Genomic DNA, 26,224 nt, shown 5'->3' on the forward strand with positions numbered 1-26,224 from the left:
ATATATTTGGGTTTTGCAAAGTACTATTGATTTATAAATAAGATGGGGATTTTAAAAAATGTGGGATTTTGTTCCTCAACATAATAACTCTCCGTTATTATCAAAACAACTTAAAGAACCATTATTCAATGTTCCATTTATTATAATTGTTTTGATAGCGTTTTGTTTTTTCGGTTATATTATTCCTCAATATTTCCTTTCTGATCAGCTATATATGAGAAGTCTTATTCTTTTTTCGTTTATACCTGTGTTTTTTCAAGCTGAGCCTTTAATGTTTTGCTACACCATTGTTAGTTACTCATTCATGCATGGCAGTTTTGGGCATATTGCTATGAACATGGTTTGGCTTTTAGTTTTTGGGTCTCCTTTAGCAAAGCATTTCGGTAATTTACGTTTTTTGCTTTTTTGGATGTTAACAGCAGGTATTTCTGCGTTGACCTATTTTATTTTTCATCAAGATAGTATGGTACCACTTGTTGGGGCTTCTGGCGCAATTTCTGGAATGATGGGCGCTATTGCGCGTTATGGTTTTTTTATTGTCTTTAATTCCAATATACACAATGAGAGATTTTTAGGTCCTGTTTGGCCTATCAAGAAAGCACTTCGTTCAAAGACTGTTCTTGTTTATATTGGTATGTGGCTTATAATTAACTGTCTCACAGGTATATTTCCATATCTATTTGGAGACAGTGATATTTTAATAGCATGGGAAGCTCATGTTGGTGGACTTATTTCAGGTTTTATATTGATTAGTTTTTTTGATAGTCCATGGAAAAAATCAAAAATTAATGTTTAAGATAATTATGAGCCGCATAAAGTGCTATTGCTGCTGCATTCGATACATTTAATGATTTAATATCTCCAGGTATATTAAGGCGTGCTAATGAGTGAACAGTCTCGCGTGTTTTCTTGCGCAAACCTTTGCCTTCTGCTCCTAGGATAAGAGCAATTTTTTTACCTGTTAATGCTGTCTCTAAAGGCAATTCACCTTCTGAATCAAGCCCAAGGCTATTAAAACCTGCTTGATGAATCTCTTTAAGTGCTTCAGCAAGGTTTCGTACGGTAATGTAATCGATAAGCTCTAAAGCTCCAGAAGCTGCTTTGGCAAGCACACCGCTTTCTTGTGGTGAATGACGATAAGTGGTGATAATTGCTCCAGCTTTAAATGCAACTGCAGAACGCATAATAGCGCCAACATTATGTGGATCGGTAATTTGATCCATTACAATGATAAGGTTAGTATTTGTAAGTTCAGATAAATGTCGTGGTTTTAGAACTTCAGTTTCTAAGACAACACCTTGATGAACTGCGTCTTTTCCAACAAGCGTATCAAGTTTTTTAGGTGGGTATAGTTTTAAAGGACAAGGCACGTCTGATTCGGTTATATTTAATCGTTTTAAGGCATTGGGTGTAGCATAGAGATGATTGAAAACTCTCTTGGGATTTTTAAGTGCTTCTTTAACTGAATGGATACCATAAAGGTAAACTGTACCTTGTATTAATGGAGCAGATCGGTGCTTTAGGTGTGTTGAAGACACACGAGTGGCGCTTTTTATATCGCGATATTGGCGACGAGGATGAGGAAAATAAGAATTTTTAGATATTTTTTCTTTCATATTTTTCTTATAGCGTGTTCAAAGTAAATGTAGTAGAAAAAACATAAAGTTTAAAAAATTAGTAGGAAATTTGTACAGAACCGTATTTATTCTGTTGACAGATACGCTAGTAATCGTCATAACCGCCCCGCGGCCAGTTTGAATTGAATAAGAGAAAATTGGTTGCTATAATGCCTTATCGCGCAACTTTACCGATGATGGAATGGAGGGGTGCCCGAGTGGTTAAAGGGGGCGGACTGTAAATCCGTTGCGTATGCTACGTTGGTTCGAATCCAACCCCCTCCACCATTCATTTTAGTAAAGTCGGTGTATGGGCGGGTATAGCTCAATGGTAGAGCAGCAGCCTTCCAAGCTGAATATGCGGGTTCGATTCCCGCTACCCGCTCCAAATAGTTGTTAGTGGTTAGGCGAATAACTATGATGGGAGTATGCTTTCATCATAATAAATGAGGCGAATATTTTCGTCTTAAAGTTGTAGTAATCGGCTTGATATATCAGGTCGATGGGATTCACTTCTAAAGGCCTGTTTTTCAGGTACGGAAAAGACAAGAGAACGACTGCGATGGCAAAGAGCAAATTTGAACGTACGAAGCCGCATGTTAATATAGGAACGATAGGTCACGTTGACCATGGTAAGACGTCATTAACAGCTGCGATTACGAAATATTTTGGTGAATTTAAAGCGTATGACCAAATTGATGCGGCGCCTGAGGAGCGTGCTCGTGGAATTACCATTTCAACAGCGCATGTTGAATATGAGACAGAGCAACGTCACTATGCGCATGTTGATTGTCCAGGCCATGCGGATTATGTGAAGAACATGATCACAGGTGCTGCACAAATGGATGGGGCGATTTTGGTTGTTTCAGCAGCTGATGGCCCGATGCCTCAGACACGTGAGCATATTTTGTTAGCACGTCAGGTTGGTGTTCCTGCGATTGTAGTTTTTTTAAATAAGGTTGATCAGGTTGATGATGCTGAGCTTTTAGAGCTTGTTGAGCTTGAAGTTCGTGAGCTTCTTTCGAAATATGACTTCCCTGGTGATGATATACCGATAATTAAGGGTTCTGCGTTAGCAGCTCTTGAGGATTCAGATAAAAGTATAGGTGAAGATGCAGTTCGTCGTTTGATGAATGAGGTTGATAATTATATCCCAACGCCTGAGCGTCCGGTTGATCAACCATTTTTGATGCCTATAGAAGATGTTTTTTCGATTTCTGGACGTGGAACGGTTGTAACGGGTCGTGTTGAGCGTGGAATTATTAAAGTTGGTGAAGAAATCGAGATTATAGGTATTCGCCCGACTTCTAAGACGACGGTTACAGGTGTTGAAATGTTCCGTAAGCTTTTAGATCAAGGTCAGGCAGGTGATAATATTGGTGCATTGCTTCGTGGTATTGATCGTGAAGGTATTGAGCGTGGACAAGTTTTGGCGAAGCCTGGTTCTGTTACGCCGCATACCAAGTTTAAAGCTGAGGCTTATATTTTGACGAAAGATGAAGGGGGTCGTCATACACCGTTTTTCACGAATTATCGTCCACAGTTTTATTTCCGCACCACGGATGTGACAGGAATTGTTACGCTTCCGGAAGGTACGGAAATGGTTATGCCGGGTGATAATGTTGCAATGGATGTTTCTTTGATTGTTCCGATTGCAATGGAAGAGAAGCTTCGTTTCGCTATCCGTGAAGGGGGGCGTACTGTCGGAGCTGGTATCGTTTCTAAGATTATTGAATAATATCAATAAATTATGTGAAGGCTTTGAAGGAAGGGGCTTCAAAGATTAGGGGTATAGCTCAGTTGGTAGAGCGGCGGTCTCCAAAACCGCAGGTCGCGGGTTCGAATCCTGCTGCCCCTGCCATGTAGTTATAGTTTTTAATCACATTGTTGGTGAAGGAGGTTTTTTTTTGAACTTCCTTCTTGCTTTTTTTTATACAGGGCTTGTTTTTTTGTGTATGAATCGGTATTGAGTAAATAAAATAGAAAAGACTGCGTAAAGTTGATTATGGCTTTTCAGGTTTTTATTGTATGTGTTTTGTTGTATGATTTACGGTAAGTTTAGAAAGAATGTAGTGTAACTTATGGCGTCTAAAACCAATCCCATTACTTTTTTTAAGCAGGTTTTTGCGGAAACAGCTAAAGTAAAATGGCCTACGCGGCGTGAAACAGTAGTCTCTACTGTTATAGTATTGGTGTTGGCGGCGTTTGCTTCGATTTTCTTTTTTGTTGTGGATCAGGTTATAAATTTTGGTGTGTGGCAAGGTATTGATCTTCTAAAGTACCTTTTTGGTCGATAGTGCAAGGAAGTGTGACTGTGGCTGCTCGTTGGTATATTGTTCAAGCGTATTCAAACTTTGAAAAAAAAGTAGCGGAAGCTATTGAAAAAGAAGCAAAACAAAAAGGGCTTGATCATTTATTTGAAAAGATTTTTGTTCCAACTGAGCGTGTTGTTGAGGTTCGTCGGGGTCGTAGGGTTGATTCTGAGCGTAAATTTTTTCCGGGTTATGTTTTGGTTTGTGCCGAATTAACAGATGAGGTTTATCACCTCATTAAAAATACTCCTAAAGTAACAGGTTTTCTGGGTTCGGATGCACGGCCTGTTCCTATTTCTGATCGGGAGATTGAGCATATTCTTAAACAGGTACAAGAAGGTGTTGAGTCTCCTAAATCTTCCATTTTGTTTGAGGTTGGTGAGCAGGTCCGGGTAGCTGATGGGCCTTTTGTTTCGTTTAATGGTATTGTTCAAGAGGTTGAAGAAGAGCGCTCTCGTCTTAAGGTTGAGGTGATAATTTTTGGGCGTCCTACACCTGTTGATTTAGAATTTAGTCAGGTTGAAAAGCTCTGATTGAACTTAAAGTGATGTTTGATCGCTTTAAAAATAATAGGTAGAAGGTGATTTTATGGTTTTTGCCGGCTTAATGATCCGAACTACCCAACTGCAGCGGGTATTCTGTGTGATGAATTGCCAGTTTACCAGTTTAAATTAAAGGCAGATTATTATGGCAAAAAAAAATGCAGGGCAGCTAAAATTGCAGGTTCCAGCGGGGGCGGCTAGTCCTTCTCCTCCAATTGGACCTGCTCTTGGTCAGCGTGGTATCAATATTATGGAATTCTGTAAGGCGTTTAATGCGGCTACGCAGGAAATGGAAAAGGGGGCTCCGATTCCAGTAATTATTACTTATTATCAAGATAAGTCTTTTACGTTTTCTCTAAAAACTCCTCCTGTATCATTTTTCTTGAAGAAAGAGGCAAATTTGAAATCTGGTTCAAAAGAGCCTGGTAAGGTATCTGCAGGGACTATTTCTCGTGATAAGATTCACTTGATTGCGGAAGCAAAAATGAAAGATCTTAATGCAAATGACATTGAAGCGGCGATGCGTATGGTTGAAGGTTCTGCTCGCTCGATGGGTTTAGAAGTCGTAGGCTAATGTTATGGTAAAAGTAGCAAAGAGAATAAAAAAAATTCGTGAAGGTATTGATTTTGATAAACTCTATGCCTTAACAGATGCTGTTTCAATGGTTAAAGAGCGTGCGATTGCTAAGTTCGATGAAACAATTGAGATTTCGATGAACTTAGGTGTTGATCCTCGTCATGCGGATCAAATGGTTAGAGGTGTTGCTCATTTACCTAATGGGACAGGAAGAAATATCCGTGTTGCTGTTTTTGCACGTGGTGACAAGGCTGAAGAAGCTAAGGCTGCTGGTGCTGATATTGTAGGTGCTGAAGATTTATTTGAGACTATTAATGCTGGGGTTATTGACTTTGATCGTTGTATTGCAACGCCAGATATGATGCCTCTTGTTGGTCGTCTTGGTAAAGTTCTTGGTCCGCGGAGTTTGATGCCAAATCCAAAGGTTGGTACTGTAACGCTTGATGTTGCTGCTGCTGTTAAAGCTTCTAAAGGTGGTGCTGTTGAGTTTCGTGTTGAAAAAGCTGGTATTGTACATGCTGGTATTGGTAAGGCTTCTTTTGGGGTTGATCAAATCGTGGAAAATATTAAAGCTTTCGCTGATACAGTTACTAAAGCTAAGCCGCAAGGTGCAAAAGGTGAATATATTAAGCGAGTTGCAGTTTCTTCAACAATGGGAGTTGGGGTTAAGATTGATCCTGCAACAGTTTGTGCAGAGTAGGTTGAGCAAACTTATGATTTTACTGTAAATAATTATTGCAGTTTTTGGTTGTCGGGTTCATTCGGCATCCAGTTATCTAAGCTTTTTTTAAGCTTAGGTCATACCGGAAGAAATTCCGGGATGTCCTGTCCGAGATTGTGGGTGATACTTTGGGTATCTTAATCGAAAGAAAGCCTGCATGAGACTAGGGTAAAAGCTTTAAGTTAAGAGACTTAAAGGGTTTGAGCCAAGGTTGCCTTTGATCGTTTATGCGTGAAAGGGGGCAGGATCCTCGTCGGTAGCATAGAAGAATGATTTTATGTTATCAAAGGTAACCAGCAGGTTTGTTTCAAATGTGCCTGTTAAATGGAGAGAAACAGTGGATAGAGCGGAAAAACGCGAATTTGTCACGTGGCTTAACGAGGCTTTTCAAAAGTCTGGTTCTGTCATTGTTGCGCATTATTCTGGTTTAACGGTTTCGCAGATGAACGATCTTCGTTCAAAAATGAGCGAAGCAGGTGGTGCTATTAAAGTTGCCAAAAACCGCCTTGCTAAAATTGCCCTTCAAGGCACGGATTCTGAATCAATGAGAGATCTGTTTACTGGGCAGACGCTTATTGCTTATTCAGAAGATCCGATTACAGCACCGAAAGTTGCTGTTGATTTTGCAAAAACAAATGAGCAATTTGTCATCCTTGGTGGTTCAATGGGTGCAACAAGTTTGAGTGTTGATGCTGTGAAATCATTAGCTTCGTTGCCTTCATTAAACGAATTGCGGGCAAAGCTTGTAGGTATGATTTCCACTCCTGCAACTCGTGTTGCTCAGGTTGTCAATGCTCCTGCGAGTCAAGTTGCGCGTGTTGTTGGTGCATATGCTCAGGAGGGCCAAGCGGCTTAGTACTGTTTTGTGTTTCACAATTGCAGAAAGGTTTTAATGCTTTTCTGTTTTTGAGATAAATTTTAAACAATGATTCAAACCTTTTAGTTGAAGGAATTTAAAAATGGCTGATCTAACAAAGATCGTAGAAGATCTTTCTAACCTTACTGTTTTAGAGGCTGCTGAGCTTTCAAAATTACTTGAGGAAAAATGGGGTGTTTCCGCTGCTGCTCCTGTGGCGGTTGCTGCTGTTGGTGGTGGAGCTGCTCCAGCTGCTGAAGAAAAAACAGATTTCGATGTTGTTCTTGTTGATGGTGGTGCTCAAAAAATTAATGTTATTAAAGAAGTTCGTGCTCTTACTGGTCTTGGTCTTAAGGAAGCAAAGGACTTGGTTGAAGGGGCGCCTAAGTCTATTAAAGAAGGTGTTTCGAAAGACGAAGCAGAAAAAATTAAAACTCAGCTCGAAGCAGCAGGTGCTAAGGTTGAGCTTAAATAGTCTTAATTGTGTCGGTGGGCATTTATGTCCATCGACTTCCTCTTTTTAGGGAAAAGGCTTGATTGATATAGCTTTTTTCTGACAGTTTAGTAGCTGTAAGAGGAGTGGGTTTAATCTGTGAGAACTTTAGTAACAGAACTAAATAGGATAAATATTTGGTTATATGTATGAAAGTAAACGGTGCTCACAGGGTATCAAATAAACTGGTCTGTGTATGCAGGCTAATGGTATGGAGCTTTCAAGGTTTAGTCTGCCTTGAATAGTAAAGATCGAGGAACGATGATGGCTCAGACCCTAGCGATGATGTCTCAATTCAATGGTCGTAAGCGCGTACGCAAGTTTTTTGGTAAGATTCCTGAAGTGGCAGAAATGCCGAATCTTATTGAGGTCCAAAAAGCATCATATGATCAATTTCTCATGATTGAGGAGTCAGAAGGTGGGCGTCCAGATGAAGGCTTGCAAGCTGTTTTTAAATCAGTATTTCCTATTTCGGATTTTTCTGGTACAGCTATGCTTGAATTTGTTCGTTACGAATTTGATTTACCAAAATTTGATGTTGAAGAGTGCCGTCAGCGTGATTTGACTTACGCAGCTCCGTTAAAGGTAATATTGCGTTTAATCGTATTTGATATTGATGAAGATACAGGTTCGAAAGATATCAAAGATATTAAAGAGCAGGGCGTTTATATGGGCGATATGCCTTTAATGACGAGTAATGGTACTTTTGTCATTAACGGTACAGAGCGTGTTATTGTTTCGCAAATGCATCGTTCTCCAGGGGTGTTTTTTGATCATGATAAGGGGAAATCGCATTCATCAGGAAAATTACTTTTTGCGGCTCGTGTAATTCCTTATCGTGGTTCTTGGCTTGATATTGAGTTTGACGCTAAAGATATTATTTATGCCCGTATTGATCGGCGGCGTAAGATTCCGGTTACGAGTCTTTTGATGGCGTTGGGTATGGATGCGTCAGATATTTTATCAACATTTTATAATAAAATTACCTATGAGCGTGTTGAAAATGGTTGGCGTGTTCCTTATTCAATTGATCGCTTTAAGGGAATGAAGCTGGTTTCTGATCTTATTGATGCAGATAGTGGTGAGGTAGTTGCTGAAGCGGGTAAAAAACTCACAGTTCGTACTGCAAAACTTTTGGCAGAAAAAGGTCTAAAAGCGATTAGAGTTAGTGAAGATGATTTGCTAGGGTCTTATCTAGCAGAAGATATTGTTAATTATCAAACGGGTGAGATTTATCTTGAAGCCGGTGATGAAATTGACGACAAAGCATTGAAGATTTTGTTTGATATTAATGCTGATCAAATTGATGTTCTTGATATTGATCATATGAATGTTGGTGCGTATATCCGCAATACTTTAAAGGTGGATAAAAATGAAAGTCGGCAAGACGCACTGTTTGATATCTATCGAGTAATGCGTCCAGGTGAGCCTCCAACAATAGATACAGCGGAGGCTATGTTTCTTTCGTTGTTTTTTGATCCTGAACGATATGATCTTTCAGCTGTTGGTCGTGTTAAAATGAATTTGCGTATGGGGCTTGATTGCCCTGATACGGTTCGTACCCTGCGTCAGGAGGATATTCTTGGCGTTGTTAAGATGTTAGTTGAACTACGTGATGGCCATGGTGAGATTGATGATATTGATAATCTCGGTAATCGTCGTGTTCGATCAGTTGGGGAGTTGATGGAAAATCAGTATCGGATTGGCTTGCTTCGTATGGAGCGCGCAATAAAAGAGCGTATGTCATCGGTTGAAATCGATACTGTTATGCCACAAGATTTGATTAACGCAAAGCCAGCAGCGGCAGCGGTTCGTGAATTTTTTGGATCTTCGCAATTGTCGCAGTTTATGGATCAAACTAACCCCTTGTCAGAAATTACCCATAAGCGTCGTCTTTCTGCTCTTGGGCCAGGTGGTTTAACACGTGAGCGTGCAGGTTTTGAGGTGCGTGATGTGCATCCTACGCATTATGGTCGTATTTGCCCAATTGAAACACCAGAAGGTCCTAATATTGGTCTTATTAATTCTTTAGCAACATTTGCACGAGTTAATAAATATGGCTTTATTGAAAGTCCATATCGCAAAATTATTGACGGTAAAGTGACAACAGAGGTGATTTACCTTTCTGCAATGGAAGAATCAAAACATTATGTAGCTCAGGCTAATTCTTCATTAGATTCAGAGGGGCGTTTTACGGAAGAGTTTGTAGTTTGCCGTCACGCAGGTGAAGTTTTGATGGCTCCACGTGATCATGTGGATTTGATGGATGTTTCACCAAAACAGTTAGTTTCAGTGGCTGCTGCTCTTATTCCATTTTTGGAAAATGATGACGCAAACCGTGCATTGATGGGTTCAAACATGCAGCGTCAAGCGGTTCCACTTATACGTGCTGAGGCACCATTTGTTGGTACAGGTATGGAATCGATAGTTGCTCGTGATTCTGGTGCTGCTATTGGCGCAAAACGTAGTGGTATTGTTGATCAGGTTGATGCAACACGTATTGTTATTCGTGCAACAGAAGATTTGGATCCTTCAAAATCTGGTGTTGATATCTATCGTTTACAGAAATTTCAGCGTTCCAATCAATCGACTTGTATTAATCAGCGTCCTCTCGTGCATGTTGGTGATCGGGTAGAAAAAGGTGATATCATTGCTGATGGTCCATCAACTAATCTTGGTGATTTAGCTCTTGGGCGAAATGTTCTTGTAGCATTTATGCCTTGGAATGGTTACAATTATGAAGATTCCATTCTGCTTTCTGAGCGTATTGTTGCTGATGATGTGTTCACTTCGATTCATATTGAAGAATTTGAAGTTGCTGCACGCGATACTAAACTTGGACCAGAGGAAATTACTCGTGATATTCCTAATGTTGCAGAGGAGGCATTAAGGAATCTTGATGAGGCTGGTATTGTTTATATTGGTGCTGAAGTTCAGCCTGGCGATATTTTAGTTGGTAAAATTACACCAAAAGGTGAAAGTCCAATGACGCCAGAAGAAAAGCTTTTGCGTGCGATTTTTGGTGAAAAAGCTTCAGATGTCCGTGATACCTCTATGCGGATGCCTCCTGGAACTTTTGGTACTGTTGTTGAGGTGCGTGTTTTTAATCGTCATGGTGTGGAAAAAGATGAACGTGCAATGGCGATTGAACGTGAGGAAATCGAGCGTTTAGCCAAAGATCGTGATGATGAGCAGTCGATTCTTGATCGAAATGTTTATGCACGTCTTGCAGATATGTTGAAAGATAAAGTTGCAATAGAAGGTCCGAAAGGGTTTTCAAAAGGCAAGAAGCTTGATAGCGCAATAATGGATTCTTATCCACGATCGCAATGGTGGCAATTTGCTATTGATGATGAAAAGATTCAAAATGAAATTGAAGCTTTACGTAAGCAGTATGATGAATCAAAAGAAACGTTGCAACGTTGCTTTATGGATAAGGTTGAGAAAGTTCAAAGGGGCGACGAGATGCCTCCTGGTGTCATGAAAATGGTAAAGGTTTTTGTGGCTGTAAAGCGCAAAATCCAACCAGGAGATAAAATGGCAGGGCGCCACGGTAATAAGGGTGTTGTATCGCGCATTCTTCCTGTAGAGGATATGCCTTTTCTTGAAGATGGAACGCATGCTGATATCGTGTTAAATCCACTGGGTGTGCCTAGTCGTATGAATGTTGGTCAAATTCTTGAAACGCATCTTGGTTGGGCGTGTGCAGGGATGGGTAAAAAAATTGGTGATTTGGTTGAGCTTTATCAGGGGACTGGGGATATACTTCCTTTACGTCAGTGTATTGAGAATCTCATTCCTGATAATGACCGTAATGAACCAGTGCGTCAGTATAATAATGAAAGTCTTTTTAAATTGGCGCTTCAGATGAAAGATGGTGTTTCAATTGCAACACCTGTTTTTGATGGTGCTCATGAAGCTGATATCAACATGATGTTGGAAGATGCTGGTTTAGATAGTTCAGGACAGGTGACGCTTTACGATGGTCGTACGGGAGAGCCTTTTGATCGTCCGGTGACAGTAGGTTATATTTACATGCTTAAATTGCATCATCTTGTTGACGATAAAATTCACGCACGTTCAATAGGGCCTTATTCACTTGTTACTCAGCAACCGTTGGGTGGTAAAGCGCAATTTGGTGGTCAGCGTTTTGGTGAAATGGAAGTATGGGCTCTTGAAGCTTATGGTGCTGCGTATACTTTGCAGGAGATGTTGACAGTTAAGTCAGATGATGTGGCTGGTCGGACAAAAGTTTATGAAGCGATTGTTCGTGGTGATGATACATTTGAGGCAGGTATACCTGAAAGCTTTAATGTGTTGGTAAAAGAAATGCGTTCACTTGGTCTTAATGTAGAACTTGATGATGCACGCGGACTTGTAGCGCACCAGGCGTTGTCTGATGCAACAGAGTAATGAATGAGGGCGCACAGAAAAACAGTGCGCTCTAATCACTTTGAAAGGCTATAATAAAAATTCTATTAAGGTAGTAAAAGCTGATTTAAAAAGTAGAAATAGGTTTTAAATAAGACTGTGATAAAAAAGAGCCATCGCAGCGGATTCTAAAAATCTTTGAAGGAGAACAGCATGAGCCACGAGGTCATGAATCTTTTCAATCCTCAGGTACCAACGCAGACATTTGACTCTATTCGTATTTCAATTGCGAGTCCTGAGAAGATTCTGTCCTGGTCATATGGCGAGATCAAAAAGCCAGAGACTATTAATTATCGGACGTTTAAGCCAGAGCGTGATGGTCTTTTTTGTGCGCGTATATTTGGTCCTATTAAAGACTATGAATGTCTATGTGGCAAATATAAACGTATGAAATATAAAGGCATTATCTGTGAAAAGTGTGGTGTAGAAGTTACTCTTTCACGTGTGCGCCGTGAACGCATGGGGCATATTGAACTTGCAGCGCCAGTCGCTCATATTTGGTTCCTTAAATCATTACCGGGTCGTATTTCTACTCTTTTAGATTTAACTTTAAAGGATATCGAAAGAATTCTTTATTTTGAAAATTATATTGTTACCGAACCAGGTCTGACGTCGCTCAAAATGCACCAGCTTCTTTCCGAAGAAGAGTATATGTTGGCTATTGATGAATTTGGAGAGGACCAATTTACTGCTATGATTGGTGCAGAAGCTATTTATGAGCTTCTTGCTGCAATGGAGTTGGATAAAATAGCGAATGATTTACGCGTTGAATTGGCTGAAACGACTTCGGAATTAAAACAAAAAAAACTGATTAAACGGCTCAAGATTGTTGAAAGCTTCCTTGAATCCGGTAATAAACCGGAATGGATGATTATGAAAACAATTCCGGTGATTCCACCAGATTTACGTCCATTGGTTCCACTTGATGGTGGTCGTTTTGCAACATCGGATTTAAATGATCTCTATCGACGTGTTATAAATCGTAACAATCGTTTAAAACGACTAATTGAGCTGCGTGCTCCTGGAATTATTGTACGCAATGAAAAGCGTATGGTACAAGAAGCGGTTGATGCATTATTTGACAATGGTCGCCGTGGACGCGTGATTACTGGGGCGAATAAACGTCCATTAAAGTCACTTTCAGATATGCTAAAAGGTAAGCAAGGGCGTTTCCGTCAAAACTTACTTGGGAAGCGTGTTGATTATTCAGGTCGTTCAGTTATTGTGACAGGGCCTGAATTGAAATTGCATCAATGTGGTCTTCCTAAAAAGATGGCTCTCGAATTGTTTAAGCCATTCATTTATGCACGCCTTGATGCAAAGGGCTATTCATCAACTGTAAAACAAGCAAAAAAGCTTGTTGAAAAAGAACATCCGGAAGTTTGGGATATTTTGGATGAAGTTATTCGTGAACATCCTGTTTTGTTAAATCGTGCACCAACGCTTCATCGTCTAGGGATTCAAGCTTTTGAGCCTGTTTTGATTGAAGGAAAGGCGATACAACTTCACCCATTGGTGTGTACAGCTTTTAACGCGGATTTTGATGGCGATCAAATGGCAGTGCACGTTCCTCTTTCACTTGAAGCTCAGCTTGAAGCTCGTGTTTTAATGATGTCGACTAATAATATTCTACATCCAGCCAATGGTGCACCGATTATTGTTCCATCACAAGATATGGTTCTTGGTCTTTATTATCTTTCAATTGTTTCTGATAAAGAACCAGGTGAAGGAATGGCATTTGCTGATATGGGTGAGCTGTATCATGCTTTAGAGAATAAAGTTGTGACTCTTCATACGAAGATCAAAGGCCGTTTTAAAAATATAGATGAAAATGGTAAAGAGGTTGCCAAGCTTTACGATACAACGCCTGGTCGTTTGATTATTGGCGAGCTTTTGCCTAAAAATCCGAATATCTCATTTGATATTGTTAATCAGGAGATGACTAAAAAGAACATTTCTAAAATAATTGATCAAGTTTATCGGCATTGTGGGCAAAAAGAAACGGTTATTTTCTGTGATCGTATTATGCAACTTGGTTTTTCTCATGCTTGTCGTGCTGGTATTTCCTTTGGTAAAGATGATATGGTTATCCCCGATAGCAAGTCACGTTTGGTTGCAGAAACGGAAGCTTTGGCTAAGGAATATGAGCAGCAATATAATGATGGTTTGATTACACAAGGTGAAAAATATAACAAAGTTGTGGATGCCTGGGGTAAATGTACTGATCGCATTGCGGATGAAATGATGAAGCGTATTCAAGCTGTTGTATTTGATCCAAAGACAGGTTCTCAGCGGCAAATGAATTCAATCTACATGATGTCGCATTCGGGTGCGCGTGGTTCTGCTAATCAGATGAGGCAGTTAGCTGGTATGCGCGGATTAATGGCAAAACCATCTGGTGAAATTATCGAAACACCGATCATTTCTAATTTTAAAGAGGGTTTAACTGTTAACGAATACTTTAACTCGACCCATGGTGCTCGTAAGGGGCTTGCTGATACTGCATTAAAAACTGCTAACTCTGGTTATCTAACACGGCGTCTTGTTGATGTTGCGCAGGATGCTATTATTTCAGCGGTTGATTGTGGTACTGTAAAAGGTCTTACTATGCAGCCAATCGTTGATGCAGGACAGATTGTTGCATCGCTTGGTCAGAGAATCCTTGGTCGTACAGCACTTTTTGATATTTTGCACCCAGTTTCTGGTGAGGTTATTCTTCAGGGTGGTGCGATGATTGAAGAGGCTGATGTCGCTAAAATTGAAGAAGCTGGAATTCAGTCTGTTCAGATTCGTTCTGCTCTGACTTGTGAAACGCGTCTTGGTGTTTGTGCTAAATGTTATGGTCGTGATTTGGCACGTGGAACGCCAGTCAATCAAGGTGAAGCAGTTGGTGTGATTGCGGCTCAGTCAATTGGTGAGCCAGGAACGCAGCTTACCATGCGTACATTTCACTTAGGAGGAACGGCGCAGGTTGTTGATTCATCTTATTTTGAAGCGTCTTATGAAGGTACAGTAGAACTACGTAATCGTAATGTAGTTCGCAACTCTGAAGGCCACTTGGTGGTTATGGGGCGCAATATGGCTGTTATTGTCAAGGATGAGACTGGTAAAGAGCGTGTTGTGCATCGTATTAGCTATGGTTCACGCATTTTTGTTGATGATGGTGATGTTGTTAAACGTGGACAACGTATAGCAGAGTGGGATCCTTATACACGCCCAATTCTTACTGAAGTTGATGGCTATATAGGTTTTGAAGATATGATTGATGGTTTATCAGTAACTGAAACAGCTGATGAATCTACGGGGATTACGAAGCGCTTGGTGATTGATTGGCGTGCTAATCCACGCAGTGCTGAGCTAAAGCCAGCAATTATCATTCACGCAGATAAGAAAGGTGAGCATATTGCTAAATTGCACAAAGGGGGGGAAGCTCGTTACACGATGTCAGTGGATACTATCCTTTCTGTTGAGCTTGGTTCTTACGTTAAGGCGGGTGATGTTATTGCGCGTTTGCCACTGGAAAGTGCTAAGACCAAAGATATTACGGGTGGTTTACCACGTGTGGCTGAACTTTTCGAAGCGCGGCGTCCGAAAGATCACGCTATCATCGCTGAAGTTAGTGGTACAGTTCGATTTGGTCGGGGTTATAAAAATAAACGCCGTATTATTATTGAGCCAAATGATGCAAATCTTGAGCCAGTAGAATATTTAATTCCAAAGGGTAAGCTATTTCATTTACAAGAAGGCGATCAAATTGAAAAAGGTGATTATATTCTTGATGGCAACCCAGCACCTCATGATATTTTAGCAATTAAGGGTGTTGAAGCTTTGGCGTCTTACCTTGTTAATGAGATTCAAGAGGTTTATCGTTTACAGGGTGTTTTGATTAATGATAAGCACATTGAAGTGATCGTTCGTCAGATGTTGCAAAAAGTTGAAATTACAGAATCTGGAGATTCTGGTTATATTCCAGGTGACAATGTTGACCGTATTGAGTTAGATGAAATCAATGATAATTTAATTGCGGAAGGTAAAAAGCCTGCATCTGGTAATCCTATACTTCTTGGGATTACGAAAGCATCTCTTCAGACACCATCCTTTATTTCAGCAGCGTCATTTCAGGAAACAACTCGGGTGCTTACTGAAGCAGCAGTTTCAGGAAAGATTGATACTTTGCAAGGGTTGAAGGAGAATGTTATTGTTGGCCGGCTTATTCCTGCAGGTACAGGTGGCACAATCGCTCAAATTCGTCGTATTGCCACGATTCGTGATGATTTGATTGTAGATGAACAGCGTAAGTCTAGTCATAGTGAAGAAAGTAAAGCTATGTTGACGGATATGACGGCGAATGCTGCTGTTGAATAATTTTGATTAAACGCCAAAGAGTAATAGGAAAATGCCTGAGTAAAATTCAGGCATTTTTTTTGGTTTTTAAATGCAGAAATGGCGGATTATTCCTAATAAGTATAACTGTAAAATTATAAGCAATTATAGTTTTGCTTTGTTTTTACATTCATTGATAATGATATTGGCAATGCTTATTGTTTAGCTGTAAAGTTTTAATTGTTGTGCAACCAAATGAAAATTCATGTCGACTGATATTTTCTATAAAAGGTCATGAGAGGGGGTAGAGAGCGACAGATTGTCTCAAATGATCTAAAATGATTGATTTTAGGGGATGTCAGAGAAGTAATTTGTTAGATCAATTCTGTATTATCTTTTTCCAGAAAGGTGCTAGAGTGATATTATGATGGAAGGGTTAAAAGTTAAAGCCAGCAAAAAAATAAAATATGCTCTTAATGCATAAGAATTTATAGATTTTCATGAGTTGATATAGTGGAAAAACATGTGAAACATAACTCAAATCTTAGGCTTAGGTAATATTTCATGCTAATTAAAGTCATGACTATTTGGGAACTCAAATTTTGGGAAGCGAGTGTGTTTTATTTAATTACATTGCATTGGTTTTTCTTGTGCCATAGAAAATTTTTTCTATTAAACAGCAATGGTATTTCAGTTTATCTTCTTGTAGGGGGAAAGTAAAAACAATGGCTAATTCTACTTTTGATATTTTTCAATCTGTTTTGTCACGAAAATCAATTAGAGCTTTTACTGATCAGCCTGTTGAGCAGGAAACAATCAAGAAAATTTTAAAACTCGCAGCGCGAGCACCATCTGGAGCAAATCTTCAGCCTTGGCAAGTAATTGTTATAACAGGGGATATGTTGCAGAAAGTAGGGGAAGAACTTTCACAGCTTGTACTATCAGGTGTAAAAGGAGAGCGTGAATATCATTATTACCCTCGCCAATGGCGGGAGCCTTATCTTTCTCGGCGTCGAAAAGTTGGTTTGGATCTTTATAAAAGTCTTGGAATCCAGAAAGGTGAGCAGGAAAAAATGCTTCGCCAACATGCGCGAAATTTTTCATTTTTTGGTGCACCTGTTGGACTCTTGTTTACAATGGATCAAGATATGGAAATTGGTAGTTGGCTTGATTTAGGTATGTTTATGCAGACAATTATGTTAGTAGCGCGTGGATTTGGATTAGACACATGCCCTCAAGCAGCTTTTGCTGATTATCATAAGCAAGTTTGTACACTTTTATCAGTGTCTTCTGAGCAACGTCTTATATGTGGTATGGCGCTTGGTTATCGCGATGCAAATGCTCCAGAAAACAATTTTGAAACTGAACGCGAACCGATCGAAAATTTTGTACGTTTTGTTTGATTTGTGCTAATGAAATGTTCTTGTGTATTGGATGGTTAATTTTAAAATTTGAGGTATTATAAGAAATATCTCAATACAATTTATAACCTCCATTTTATTTTAACATTGCATGTTAACATTTATTTTACTAAACTCATCACGCTAAAATAGCGGTATTTTGGATAACCAATTAATTCCTCAAAGGTTGAAAATGGAAGATAGTATAGAAAAAAATTGTTGGGTGGTAGCAAGGCGCGCAACATTGGTATTTATTGCTGTCATTTTTTTAGCTTATCTTACAATTTGATTTTAAATGAGACAAAAATAATAAAAGAACTTATACTCAAAATCTGCATTTTGTTTTGGGGTAAGTGATGTTTCTATCTGTTTTTGAACTTTTTAAAATTGGTATCGGCCCTTCTAGTTCTCATACAATGGGGCCGATGACAGCTGCTAATATGTTTTTGCAAGAAATTATTGCAAAGGATTTATCTTGTTCATCTCATATGAGAGTTTCTCATATTCGTGTTTATCTTCATGGCTCGTTGGCTTTTACTGGTGTTGGTCACGCTACAGATAAAGCTATTATATTAGGGTTGTTGGGAGAAAAAGTGTCTACTGTTGATCCTAATAATATGGGGATGCTTTTAGAAAAAGTTAAACATGAAAAAAAGGTGCAACCAATAGGTCATCCTGCTTATCATTTTGATTTGCAGAATGATCTTATTTTTGAACAAAAAAAGTTTTATCTGGGCATGCTAATGGTCTTGCATTTGAAGGGCTTGATTGTGACGGAAACATCCTCTTACGGCGAGTTTATTATTCTATCGGTGGTGGTTTTGTGGTAACCGAAGATGAATTAAATGATGTGAATTATAATACAAAATTAGAAACATCTCAGGTGCCATATCCTTTTGACTCAGCGAGTGAAATGTTGCTAATGGCGGAAAATTCAGGCCTTTCAATTGCTGAAATGAAGCGCATTAATGAAGAAACAAAAATGGAGCGTACTGCTTTTGATGCTGCGCTCGATGAGATTTGTTCAGCTATGTCAGATTGCATTGATAGGGGGCTTGCACAAGAAGGTGAGTTACCGGGCGGTTTGCGTATTCCAAGACGTGCTAAAAAACTGTATAAAGAGCTTTTAGAAGATCAGAAAAAAAATCGTAATCACTCACTTTGGATCAATGATTGGCTTTCTGTATACGCTATAGCAGTAAATGAGGAAAATGCAGCAGGTGGCCGTATTGTCACCGCACCGACGAATGGTGCAGCTGGTGTTGTGCCTTCTGTTCTACGTTGTTATCTGCAATTTAATAATAGTTCCAATCGGGAAGGGGTGCATAATTTTTTATTAACGGCAGCAGCTATAGGCGGTATCATTAAACATAATGCTTCTATCTCTGGTGCAGAGGTTGGTTGTCAAGGTGAAGTGGGAACAGCATCTTCAATGGCAGCTGCAGGATTGACAGCAGCATTGGGTGGTACGCCCGCTCAAATTGAAAATGCTGCTGAAATTGCTCTTGAACATCATTTGGGAATGACATGTGATCCAGTTGCGGGCCTTGTACAGGTTCCATGTATTGAACGCAACGCTATGGGTGCTGTTAAGGCTGTAACAGCTTCTTCTCTTGCTTTATATGGTGATGGAGCACATTTTGTTTCTCTTGATGCCTGTATTGAAACGATGCGTCAAACAGGCCATGATATGAGTGAGCGCTATAAAGAGACAAGTAAAGGCGGCCTTGCACGCAATGTTACATCATGTTAGCTAAATAAAGGTACTTTATTTGATAAAATTGTCGGGTTATTTATGCATAAAGAGAAGCACTACTTTCTTAAGAGTGCTTTATGCATTGAAAGAATGTGATTTTAATAAGGAAATATCGTTTAAGTGAAGTAAGCAAACGATCGGAAGAATTTCTTTTTAGTAAACCATTAGTATCAATATTCAGTGTTGCTATTATCGTTTCATAGATATTTTTTTACTATAACGAATGTGTAAGCAATATACCGTTTAATGTTAGATTCTGTATTGATACTAATAGTTTTGGTATTTTTGCGTCTTTTAAGAACAGTGTTATTAAACACTATAAATGTTAAATAATAAAAATAGAAATTCACGCTGGAATTTCTGTAAATTTAAGATAAAAAACCACGCACTTAAATTTCTTTAAAATTTCACATAGTGAATAAGTATTTTGTTATCAATCAAGTATCTCTTATAAGGGATAGCTGATAAATTAAGTATTAGTTGCTCCTAAACGAAGTTTGACAGGTATATTTCCTGTGCGACTTGCAACTCGTAAATGAATACGTACAGGAGGCGTAGCTAAACGACGGTTTCGATTTGTTTGACAAATAAGAAGACTAACAAGAGAATGTGTGTTTGGCACCATTGGGGTATGCTTTAAATTGGCAAGTTTAGTTGCAGCATCGTGAAGAGAACGTAATGAGAGGAGAGACGATTGTTTTGACTGCTTTCCCTTTTCAAGAGATGGGGAAATAACATTATATGTCATGGCACTGTCCTTAATACAGAATTCAAAAACTTTTAATAGATTACAGTATAGCAGTTAAAATTTGCTTTCTTTAGGGTAGAACAAGCATCGTGCGCAGCTTTTTTTGATTGAAAGCCAACAAATCGAGCACGATAATAACGATTTCCACTTTTTTCAAACAGTTGCATATGTGCAGATGTATGTTTTAGAGCTGAATAAGCTGTATTCTTGGCTTTTAAAAGCAGAGAGTTTGCCTGTTCTTTACTGGGAAGAGAACCGATTTGAATGGCCCATCCACCAGTTGTAGATAAAGAAGCAGTAATGATCTTATCTATCTCCCCAGATGTAGTTTTGTGAGGATTAGGAGTTGGTATAATCACTTGATTTACGGCAGCTATAGCTGTGTTTAATTCATTAGGTTGTGCAGCAAGTGCTGTTAGAAGTGCAGAAACATCATCATCTAAATCAGTTAGATTTGTTTTAGCGACAGGTATAGGGGTGGCTGCTCCGGTAGGTAAATTATAAGACACTGCAGCTACTAAATATCCATTTGTTTTCTTACGACTTGCTCTTGGCAAATATCGGTTCAACAAGTTAGTCATGTGAATATCACGCTCTGTAGATGATTTTCCTCCCATTACCACGGCAACAATGGATCGTCCTTCAATATGCATTGACGTGGCTAAATTAGAACCTGACATTTGTGTATAGCCTGTTTTAATTCCGTCAACACCTTTTATTGTTTTTACTAATTTATTATGGTTGTTAATTGTTTTGCCACGAAAAGAGAAACTTGTTGTTTTAAACAGTTTATACTGCTGGGGAAAATGTTTACGTAAAGCTAATGCCAAAGTGGCCATATCTTTTGCTGTAGAGTAATTGCGTGCATCTGGAAGACCTGAAGCATTTGCAAAACGAGTATTTGTCATACCAAGTTTACGGGCTTTCACTGTCATCATTCGAGCAAATTTTGGTTCACTGCCACCAAGATATTCACCTACAGCAGTAGCAACATCATTTGCTGATTTGGTAATAAGAGCTTTAGCAGCTTCTTCTACAGAAATTGTTTGACCTGCTTTAAAGCCTATTTTCGTTGGTGGGCGTGCAGCTGCGTAAGCTGAAATAGGAATGGGTGTGTTTGGCGTTACGCGACGTACTTCCATAGCTTCAAAGAGCATGTACAACGTCATCATTTTTGTTAAAGAGGCAGGATAACGTTTTAAAGTTGCATTGGCTTGAAATAAGGTCTTTCCTGTGTGTGCATCTATAACAATAGCCGCATATTTATCGGGGTAAGCTTCTTTAGGAGTAGCTTTTGCTGAAGAGTAAGAAATAGTTAGAACAATAAAAGTAGTCACTATTCCTTTGTAGAAAGGTGCAATTTTTCGCCAGTTAATATACACGTGTAATACCTTATTTATGCCAAATAATCGCATCAAGATCTTTCTTGTTGCAGTTAGTTTAACACAATTTAGATGAATGGTGTTACTAATTTATTTATAAAATCATTTTGTAAGTCTCTCCATTTGACTTACAATTTGATCATAAAAGAAAATTTATTCTTCATATACTCAAATATTGCGATGGTTATGAGAGGATTTTAAATTAATAAAAAGTATACTACATGGAAAATGATAATGATATTAACTGAAAAACCCGCACTTCATACTATGCAAAATGAAAAGGGCAAGGGCTGGAGTGAAGATAAATATGATACTATTGTTATACCTCAAGTTAAGCCGAAATTTCAAAAGCCTAAATTATACCGTGTTCTTTTGCTGAATGATGATTACACACCTATGGATTTTGTTGTTTTTATTTTGGAGAGCTTTTTTAAAAAAAGTTTTGAGGAAACAACTCGTATTATGTTAAACGTTCATCAAAATGGGGTAGGTGAATGCGGTGTTTATACCTATGAAGTGGCTGAAATGAAAGTTGTGCAAGTTATGGAGTGTGCACGTCAAAATGAACATCCATTACAATGTGTAATGGAATAAAAGAGAGAGGGTTATGCCGTCTTTTACGCCCAGCCTTGAAGAAGTTTTGCATCGTGCATTAACAATTGCTACTCAAGCGCAGCATGAATACGCAACATTAGAGCACCTTTTACTTGCTTTGTTAGATGATGCTGATGCAAGCTCAGTAATCCACGCTTGTCAGGTAGATTTGGAAGAGTTACGGGAACGTTTGACTAATTATATCCAATCGGAATTGGATGCACAAATTAAAACCGATAAGGATACAAAACCAACAGCATTTTTTCAGCGTGTTATTCAACGTGCAGTGATTCATGCTCAATCAGCAGGAAAAGATGAAGTATCAGGGGCAAATGTTCTTGTTGCAATTTTTTCTGAACGTGAAAGTCATGCAGCATATTTTCTTCAAGAAATGGGAATGACGCGCTATGATGCTGTGCGTTTCATTTCACACGGTATTGTGCGTGATGATGGGTTATCCCTATTACTTGAAGATCTTGAAGAGCAGTTAGATCAACATGTTTTGGAAAACAATGACAAAGTGGCCAGTGCGCTTGCTACTTATTGTGTTAATTTGAATTGTAAAGCGCGCAGTGGAAAAATTGATTTATTAATTGGTCGTGATGTGGAAATTTCACGAATGATGCAGGTTTTATGTCGAAGGTCAAAAAATAATCCACTGTTGGTTGGCGAACCTGGTGTTGGAAAAACGGCTATAGTTGAAGGGTTGGCTAAACGCATCGTTGATGAAAAGGTGCCCGAAGTTTTATTAAATGCAACAATATTTTCTCTTGATATGGGGGGCTTGTTGCTGGCACACGCTATCGTGGTGATTTTGAAGAACGATTAAAGCAGGTTGTTAAAGAATTAGAACAATATCCTGGCGCTATTTTATTTATTGATGAAATTCATACACTGATTGGGGCAGGAGCTACGTCTGGGGGCATATGGATGCAGCAAATCTTTTAAAACCTGCATTATCTTCAGGTATGATTCGATGTATTGGTTCGACAACTTATAAGGAATATAGAAAAATTTTTGAACTCGATCGAGCTTTGACGCGTCGTTTTCAGAAAATTAATGTTAATGAGCCATCTGTCGCTGATGCAATTAAGATTTTGCAAGGATTGAAGCCTTATTTCGAAGAATTTCACCAAATTAAATATACCGATGCAGCAATGATAGCATCAGTAGAATTATCCTCACGTTATATGGCTGACCGCCGATTACCCGATAAAGCAATTGATGTTATTGATGAAAGTGGTGCTGCGCAGATGCTTTTGCCAAAAAAACAAAGAAGAAAGAGTGTCGGTGTTAAAGAAATTGAATCTACAATTGCAGCTATGGCAAGGATTCCACCAAAAACAGTTTCTAATAATGATCGCAAAGTCCTTGAAAATCTTGAAAAAGAGCTCAAACATGTTGTTTATGGGCAAGATCAGGCGATTGGAGTACTTGTATCGTCCATTAAGTTAGCACGAGCGGGATTACGTGAGTCAGAAAAGCCGATAGGAAGTTATTTATTTTCAGGACCAACAGGTGTTGGGAAAACTGAAGTTGCAAAACAACTGGCATCTTCTTTGGGAATTGAGTTGTTGCGTTTTGATATGTCAGAATATATGGAACGGCATACAGTAGCACGTTTGATAGGAGCTCCTCCAGGCTATGTAGGGTTTGATCAGGGTGGTCTTCTCACAGATGCTGTTGATCAGAATCCTCATGCGGTTGTGTTGTTAGATGAGATTGAAAAGGCTCATCCAGAATTGTTTAATATTTTATTGCAGGTGATGGATTATGGTAAATTAACAGACCATAATGGTAGAAAAATTGATTTCCGCAATATCATTTTAATTATGACAACCAATGCTGGCGCTTCGGATATGGCAAAGTCGGCTGTGGGATTTGGTAAAATACATCGTGATGGTGATGATATAGAAGCTATCAATAAATTATTTACACCAGAATTTCGTAATCGGTTAGATGCTATTGTTCCATTTGCACCTTTATCCCAATTAGTAATTAATCAAATTGTGCAGAAGTTTATTTTTCAACTTGAAGCACAATTAATTGATAGAGGAATTTCTTTTGAACTCAGTGAATCTGCAATGGTATGGCTTGCTCGTAAAGGGTACGATGCTCAAATGGGAGCACGTCCGTTGAGTCGTGTCATACAAGAACATATAAAAAAGCCGTTAGCTGATGAAATTTTATTTGGGAAGTTGCGCACCGGTGGCATAGTTCGCGTGTTTACGCACAAGTTAAACAATGGTAGAGAAAAACTAGAATTAGAAATTTTATCTCCTGCCCCTTCTGTTGGCTCAAATGGCAGCAAAGCTCACAAGAGCTTATTGAATTCTGCAAAATATATAAGAAAAAAGAGCTCTACAACTTAAAACCATTTTTAAAGAACTGATCGGATTTTTTGTGCATGTTCTTTGAGTATTTCTGTAGGCGTTATGACATTATTATGGGGTTTAAGTTCTACTCCTTCCATCCGTGGTATAATATGGAAATGAAGATGGTAAACGGTTTGTTGACTAGCTGCTTCATTAAATTGCATGACTGTTACACCATCCGCTTGAAAAGCTTTTTTAACAGCATTAGCAATTTTTTGAACAACTTTAATGACCGGAAACAATATTTCCGTATCTGCATCTAATAAATTTCTACAGCTTTTTCGGGGAATAACCAGTGTGTGCCCTGGAGCTTGGGGCATGATGTCCATAAATGCAATAACATCATTATCTTCATAGACACGAACAGAAGGAATTTCGTTACGAATCAATTTAGCAAAAATATTGTTATCGTCATATAATTGTTTCATAAAGCATTTTCTTTCAGTATTTATCTAGAAATAAAATTCATTCACGCTGTTTTTTAAAGACTAAAAAATGTAAACTCTTTGAAAATATAAACTCAAAACAATTTATAATATTCTATTTTGCGCAAATGTTGATATTTATGAAAGAGCTAGATTTCTATAATAGCTTCTACTTCTACAGGAACGCCCATAGGCAGAGAACAGACCCCGACAGCAGAACGAGCATGTTTACCTGCGTCACCGAGAATATTAACAAATAGATCAGAAGCTCCATTAGCAACAAGGGGTATATCGGTAAAATTAGGATCTGCTGCAACAAAGACAGTAATTTTTATTATGCGTTTTATTTTACTTAAATCACCAAGGGTTAATTTTATTTGTGCAAGGATATTAAGAGCACATACTTCTGCGGACTTTTTTGCTTGTTCAGCACTGACAGTTGCGCCAACTTTTCCGATTGCTACTGGTTTTCCACAAGACAGTGGTAGCTGGCCAGAAATGAAAAGTTGATTACCAATTTGTGATGTTGTTATGTAATTTGCAATGGGTTGTATTGCTTCAGGAATAACAATACCAAATTTTTTTAAACGACTTTCAATTAAGTTGGTCATATTTTAACTTCCATATTTTCTATGATATAGTGATATAATGTGTCTCATAAACTATTTTCTAGCTTAAAGAAATGTAATGTATTGAAGTGATTTAAGGGGAGGTTTGTCGTTTTTTATATGATTGTGTGCAGAATAAAAAATTGGAAGTCAAAAATAATCAAGCCATTATTTATAATAGGTTTATACAATGTTCTTCTATGTTCCGCAGGAGCTGAAAAACCTATTTTTTTGGTACCTCATCGAGCTATTTACGATTTTCAACTTGAAAGTGTTTCTCATGAAATGTCGATCCTAGGAGTTTCTGGGCGGATGGTTTATGAGCTTACAGGTTCAGCATGTCATGGTTATACTACAAGGTCTCGTTTTGTGAACCGTATTTATATGAAAGATGCACCAATACGTTTAACAGATCAACAAATAACGAGTTATGAAACAGCTAATAGTCATGAATTTCGTTTTAATGTTCAAAATAAGATTGGAGAAGACGTTTCAGATAATATCGAAGGGGTGGCTGAGCGCACTAAAGATGGAATTATAGTTAAATTAAAAAAGCCAAAAGAGGATGTCTATAAACTTGCAACAGCTGAATTTCCAATTATGCAATTGAAAACTATTATTCAGCAGGCAAAAGCAGCTCGTCATTTTTATCACACAGCTGTATTTGATGGAACAGATGGTGCAAATGAAGTGATAAAAGAAAGCATAGTTATTGGAGACAAAAAGAAGCTAACATCTGATTCTGAAACAAAAAACTTGGGAAAATTAAGTGAGGAAAGCCATTGGCCTGTTACAATTTCTTATTTTGATGATAAAAAAAATAAAGATGGTTTGCCTCTTTATCGTACCAGCTTTCTTTTATATGAAAACGGTATTATGCGAGACTTGCTCATAGATTATGGGGGTTTTTCGATACGCGCAAAATTGAAAAATTTTGAACTACTCGATCTTGGAAAGAATTCTGATACTTGCAATCATTAAATAAATGATTATGCAGAAAATGACTTGAAAAAAAATCAAATATTAGTATGATATTTTTATTCCACACGCGAAATTCGGGTACTT

The 26,224-nt window shown here is 38.5% G+C and carries 18 protein-coding genes, 3 tRNA genes and 2 pseudogenes; 18 read left to right on the forward strand and 5 right to left on the reverse strand.

The genetic code is table 11. The features are described from left to right. The first annotated feature begins 58 nt into the window (after positions 1-58). Positions 59-796, forward strand: a complete 738-nt coding sequence (locus BscR1v2_RS02530; RefSeq protein WP_078689632.1) for a rhomboid family intramembrane serine protease — start codon at positions 59-61, stop codon at positions 794-796. On the opposite strand, the gene BscR1v2_RS02535 is transcribed toward BscR1v2_RS02530, so the two are convergent. Next, entirely contained in the window at positions 786-1,616 is an 831-nt protein-coding gene (locus BscR1v2_RS02535) for a TrmH family RNA methyltransferase (protein ID WP_078689633.1), read from the reverse strand. The genes BscR1v2_RS02530 and BscR1v2_RS02535 overlap by 11 nt on opposite strands. Before the next feature lie 204 nt (positions 1,617-1,820). On the opposite strand from BscR1v2_RS02535, the gene BscR1v2_RS02540 reads away from it, so the two are divergent. From BscR1v2_RS02540 to BscR1v2_RS02605, 14 genes and pseudogenes are all read left to right on the forward strand, one after another. Further along, positions 1,821-1,904, forward strand: a tRNA-Tyr gene (locus tag BscR1v2_RS02540). Between the two features lie 26 nt (positions 1,905-1,930). Further along, positions 1,931-2,004 (forward strand) — tRNA-Gly (locus BscR1v2_RS02545). A gap of 174 nt (positions 2,005-2,178) precedes the next feature. Then, positions 2,179-3,354, forward strand: a complete 1,176-nt coding sequence (gene tuf / locus BscR1v2_RS02550; protein WP_007477058.1) for an elongation factor Tu — start codon at positions 2,179-2,181, stop codon at positions 3,352-3,354. A gap of 47 nt (positions 3,355-3,401) precedes the next feature. Beyond that, positions 3,402-3,477, forward strand: a tRNA-Trp gene (locus BscR1v2_RS02555). 220 nt (positions 3,478-3,697) lie between these two features. Next, positions 3,698-3,913, forward strand: coding sequence for a preprotein translocase subunit SecE (gene secE, locus BscR1v2_RS02560; RefSeq protein WP_078689635.1), 216 nt, complete (start codon positions 3,698-3,700; stop codon positions 3,911-3,913). A 17-nt stretch (positions 3,914-3,930) separates the two neighbouring features. After that, the gene (gene nusG, locus BscR1v2_RS02565; RefSeq protein ID WP_034990066.1) at positions 3,931-4,461 is read left to right on the forward strand and encodes a transcription termination/antitermination protein NusG; all 531 of its coding nucleotides are present in this window, start codon (positions 3,931-3,933) and stop codon (positions 4,459-4,461) included. A 154-nt stretch (positions 4,462-4,615) separates the two neighbouring features. Continuing rightward, a complete protein-coding gene (gene rplK, locus BscR1v2_RS02570) occupies positions 4,616-5,044 on the forward strand; it encodes a 50S ribosomal protein L11 (RefSeq protein WP_010703624.1) in 429 nt (142 codons plus the stop codon). A gap of 4 nt (positions 5,045-5,048) precedes the next feature. Beyond that, positions 5,049-5,747, forward strand: coding sequence for a 50S ribosomal protein L1 (gene rplA, locus BscR1v2_RS02575; RefSeq protein ID WP_078689636.1), 699 nt, complete (start codon positions 5,049-5,051; stop codon positions 5,745-5,747). Positions 5,748-6,105: 358 nt separating this feature from the next. Then, on the forward strand, positions 6,106-6,624 hold the full coding sequence (rplJ, locus tag BscR1v2_RS02580) for a 50S ribosomal protein L10 (RefSeq protein WP_078690298.1): 519 nt from the start codon (positions 6,106-6,108) through the stop codon (positions 6,622-6,624). A gap of 103 nt (positions 6,625-6,727) precedes the next feature. Continuing rightward, positions 6,728-7,099: a 50S ribosomal protein L7/L12 gene (rplL, locus tag BscR1v2_RS02585; RefSeq protein ID WP_078689638.1), complete on the forward strand. Its 372-nt coding sequence runs from the start codon at positions 6,728-6,730 to the stop codon at positions 7,097-7,099. 282 nt (positions 7,100-7,381) lie between these two features. Next, entirely contained in the window at positions 7,382-11,530 is a 4,149-nt protein-coding gene (gene rpoB, locus BscR1v2_RS02590) for a DNA-directed RNA polymerase subunit beta (protein ID WP_078689639.1), read from the forward strand. Positions 11,531-11,701: 171 nt separating this feature from the next. After that, complete coding sequence (gene rpoC, locus BscR1v2_RS02595) at positions 11,702-15,913, forward strand: DNA-directed RNA polymerase subunit beta' (protein WP_078689640.1); 4,212 nt, start codon at positions 11,702-11,704, stop codon at positions 15,911-15,913. A gap of 683 nt (positions 15,914-16,596) precedes the next feature. After that, positions 16,597-17,274, forward strand: a complete 678-nt coding sequence (locus tag BscR1v2_RS02600) for a nitroreductase (protein WP_078689642.1) — start codon at positions 16,597-16,599, stop codon at positions 17,272-17,274. Between the two features lie 353 nt (positions 17,275-17,627). Beyond that, positions 17,628-19,024, forward strand: a pseudogene (locus BscR1v2_RS02605) (L-serine ammonia-lyase). 472 nt (positions 19,025-19,496) lie between these two features. Here BscR1v2_RS02605 and BscR1v2_RS02610 read toward each other — a convergent pair. Both BscR1v2_RS02610 and BscR1v2_RS02615 read right to left on the reverse strand, forming a co-directional pair. Further along, entirely contained in the window at positions 19,497-19,775 is a 279-nt protein-coding gene (locus tag BscR1v2_RS02610; protein ID WP_078689643.1) for a hypothetical protein, read from the reverse strand. Positions 19,776-19,807: 32 nt separating this feature from the next. Further along, positions 19,808-21,157, reverse strand: a complete 1,350-nt coding sequence (locus BscR1v2_RS02615) for a D-alanyl-D-alanine carboxypeptidase (protein ID WP_078689644.1) — start codon at positions 21,155-21,157, stop codon at positions 19,808-19,810. A gap of 234 nt (positions 21,158-21,391) precedes the next feature. On the opposite strand from BscR1v2_RS02615, the gene clpS reads away from it, so the two are divergent. Both clpS and clpA read left to right on the forward strand, forming a co-directional pair. Then, entirely contained in the window at positions 21,392-21,751 is a 360-nt protein-coding gene (gene clpS, locus BscR1v2_RS02620; protein ID WP_153301972.1) for an ATP-dependent Clp protease adapter ClpS, read from the forward strand. Positions 21,752-21,764: 13 nt separating this feature from the next. Then, positions 21,765-24,123 (forward strand): annotated as a pseudogene (clpA, locus tag BscR1v2_RS02625) (ATP-dependent Clp protease ATP-binding subunit ClpA). A gap of 8 nt (positions 24,124-24,131) precedes the next feature. On the opposite strand, the gene BscR1v2_RS02630 reads toward clpA, so the two are convergent. Both BscR1v2_RS02630 and BscR1v2_RS02635 read right to left on the reverse strand, forming a co-directional pair. Continuing rightward, positions 24,132-24,554 carry an HIT family protein gene (locus tag BscR1v2_RS02630; protein WP_078689647.1) on the reverse strand — a complete coding sequence of 141 codons (423 nt, stop codon included), beginning with the start codon at positions 24,552-24,554 and terminating at the stop codon, positions 24,132-24,134. A gap of 146 nt (positions 24,555-24,700) precedes the next feature. After that, positions 24,701-25,162 carry a RidA family protein gene (locus BscR1v2_RS02635; RefSeq protein ID WP_078689648.1) on the reverse strand — a complete coding sequence of 154 codons (462 nt, stop codon included), beginning with the start codon at positions 25,160-25,162 and terminating at the stop codon, positions 24,701-24,703. A 153-nt stretch (positions 25,163-25,315) separates the two neighbouring features. Here BscR1v2_RS02635 and BscR1v2_RS02640 point away from each other — a divergent pair, with 153 nt between their 5' ends. Further along, positions 25,316-26,140, forward strand: coding sequence for a cell envelope integrity EipB family protein (locus tag BscR1v2_RS02640; protein ID WP_078690299.1), 825 nt, complete (start codon positions 25,316-25,318; stop codon positions 26,138-26,140). Positions 26,141-26,224: the final 84 nt, after the last annotated feature.

This window comes from Bartonella schoenbuchensis R1 (assembly GCF_002022685.1).
Taxonomy (GTDB): domain Bacteria; phylum Pseudomonadota; class Alphaproteobacteria; order Rhizobiales; family Rhizobiaceae; genus Bartonella; species Bartonella schoenbuchensis.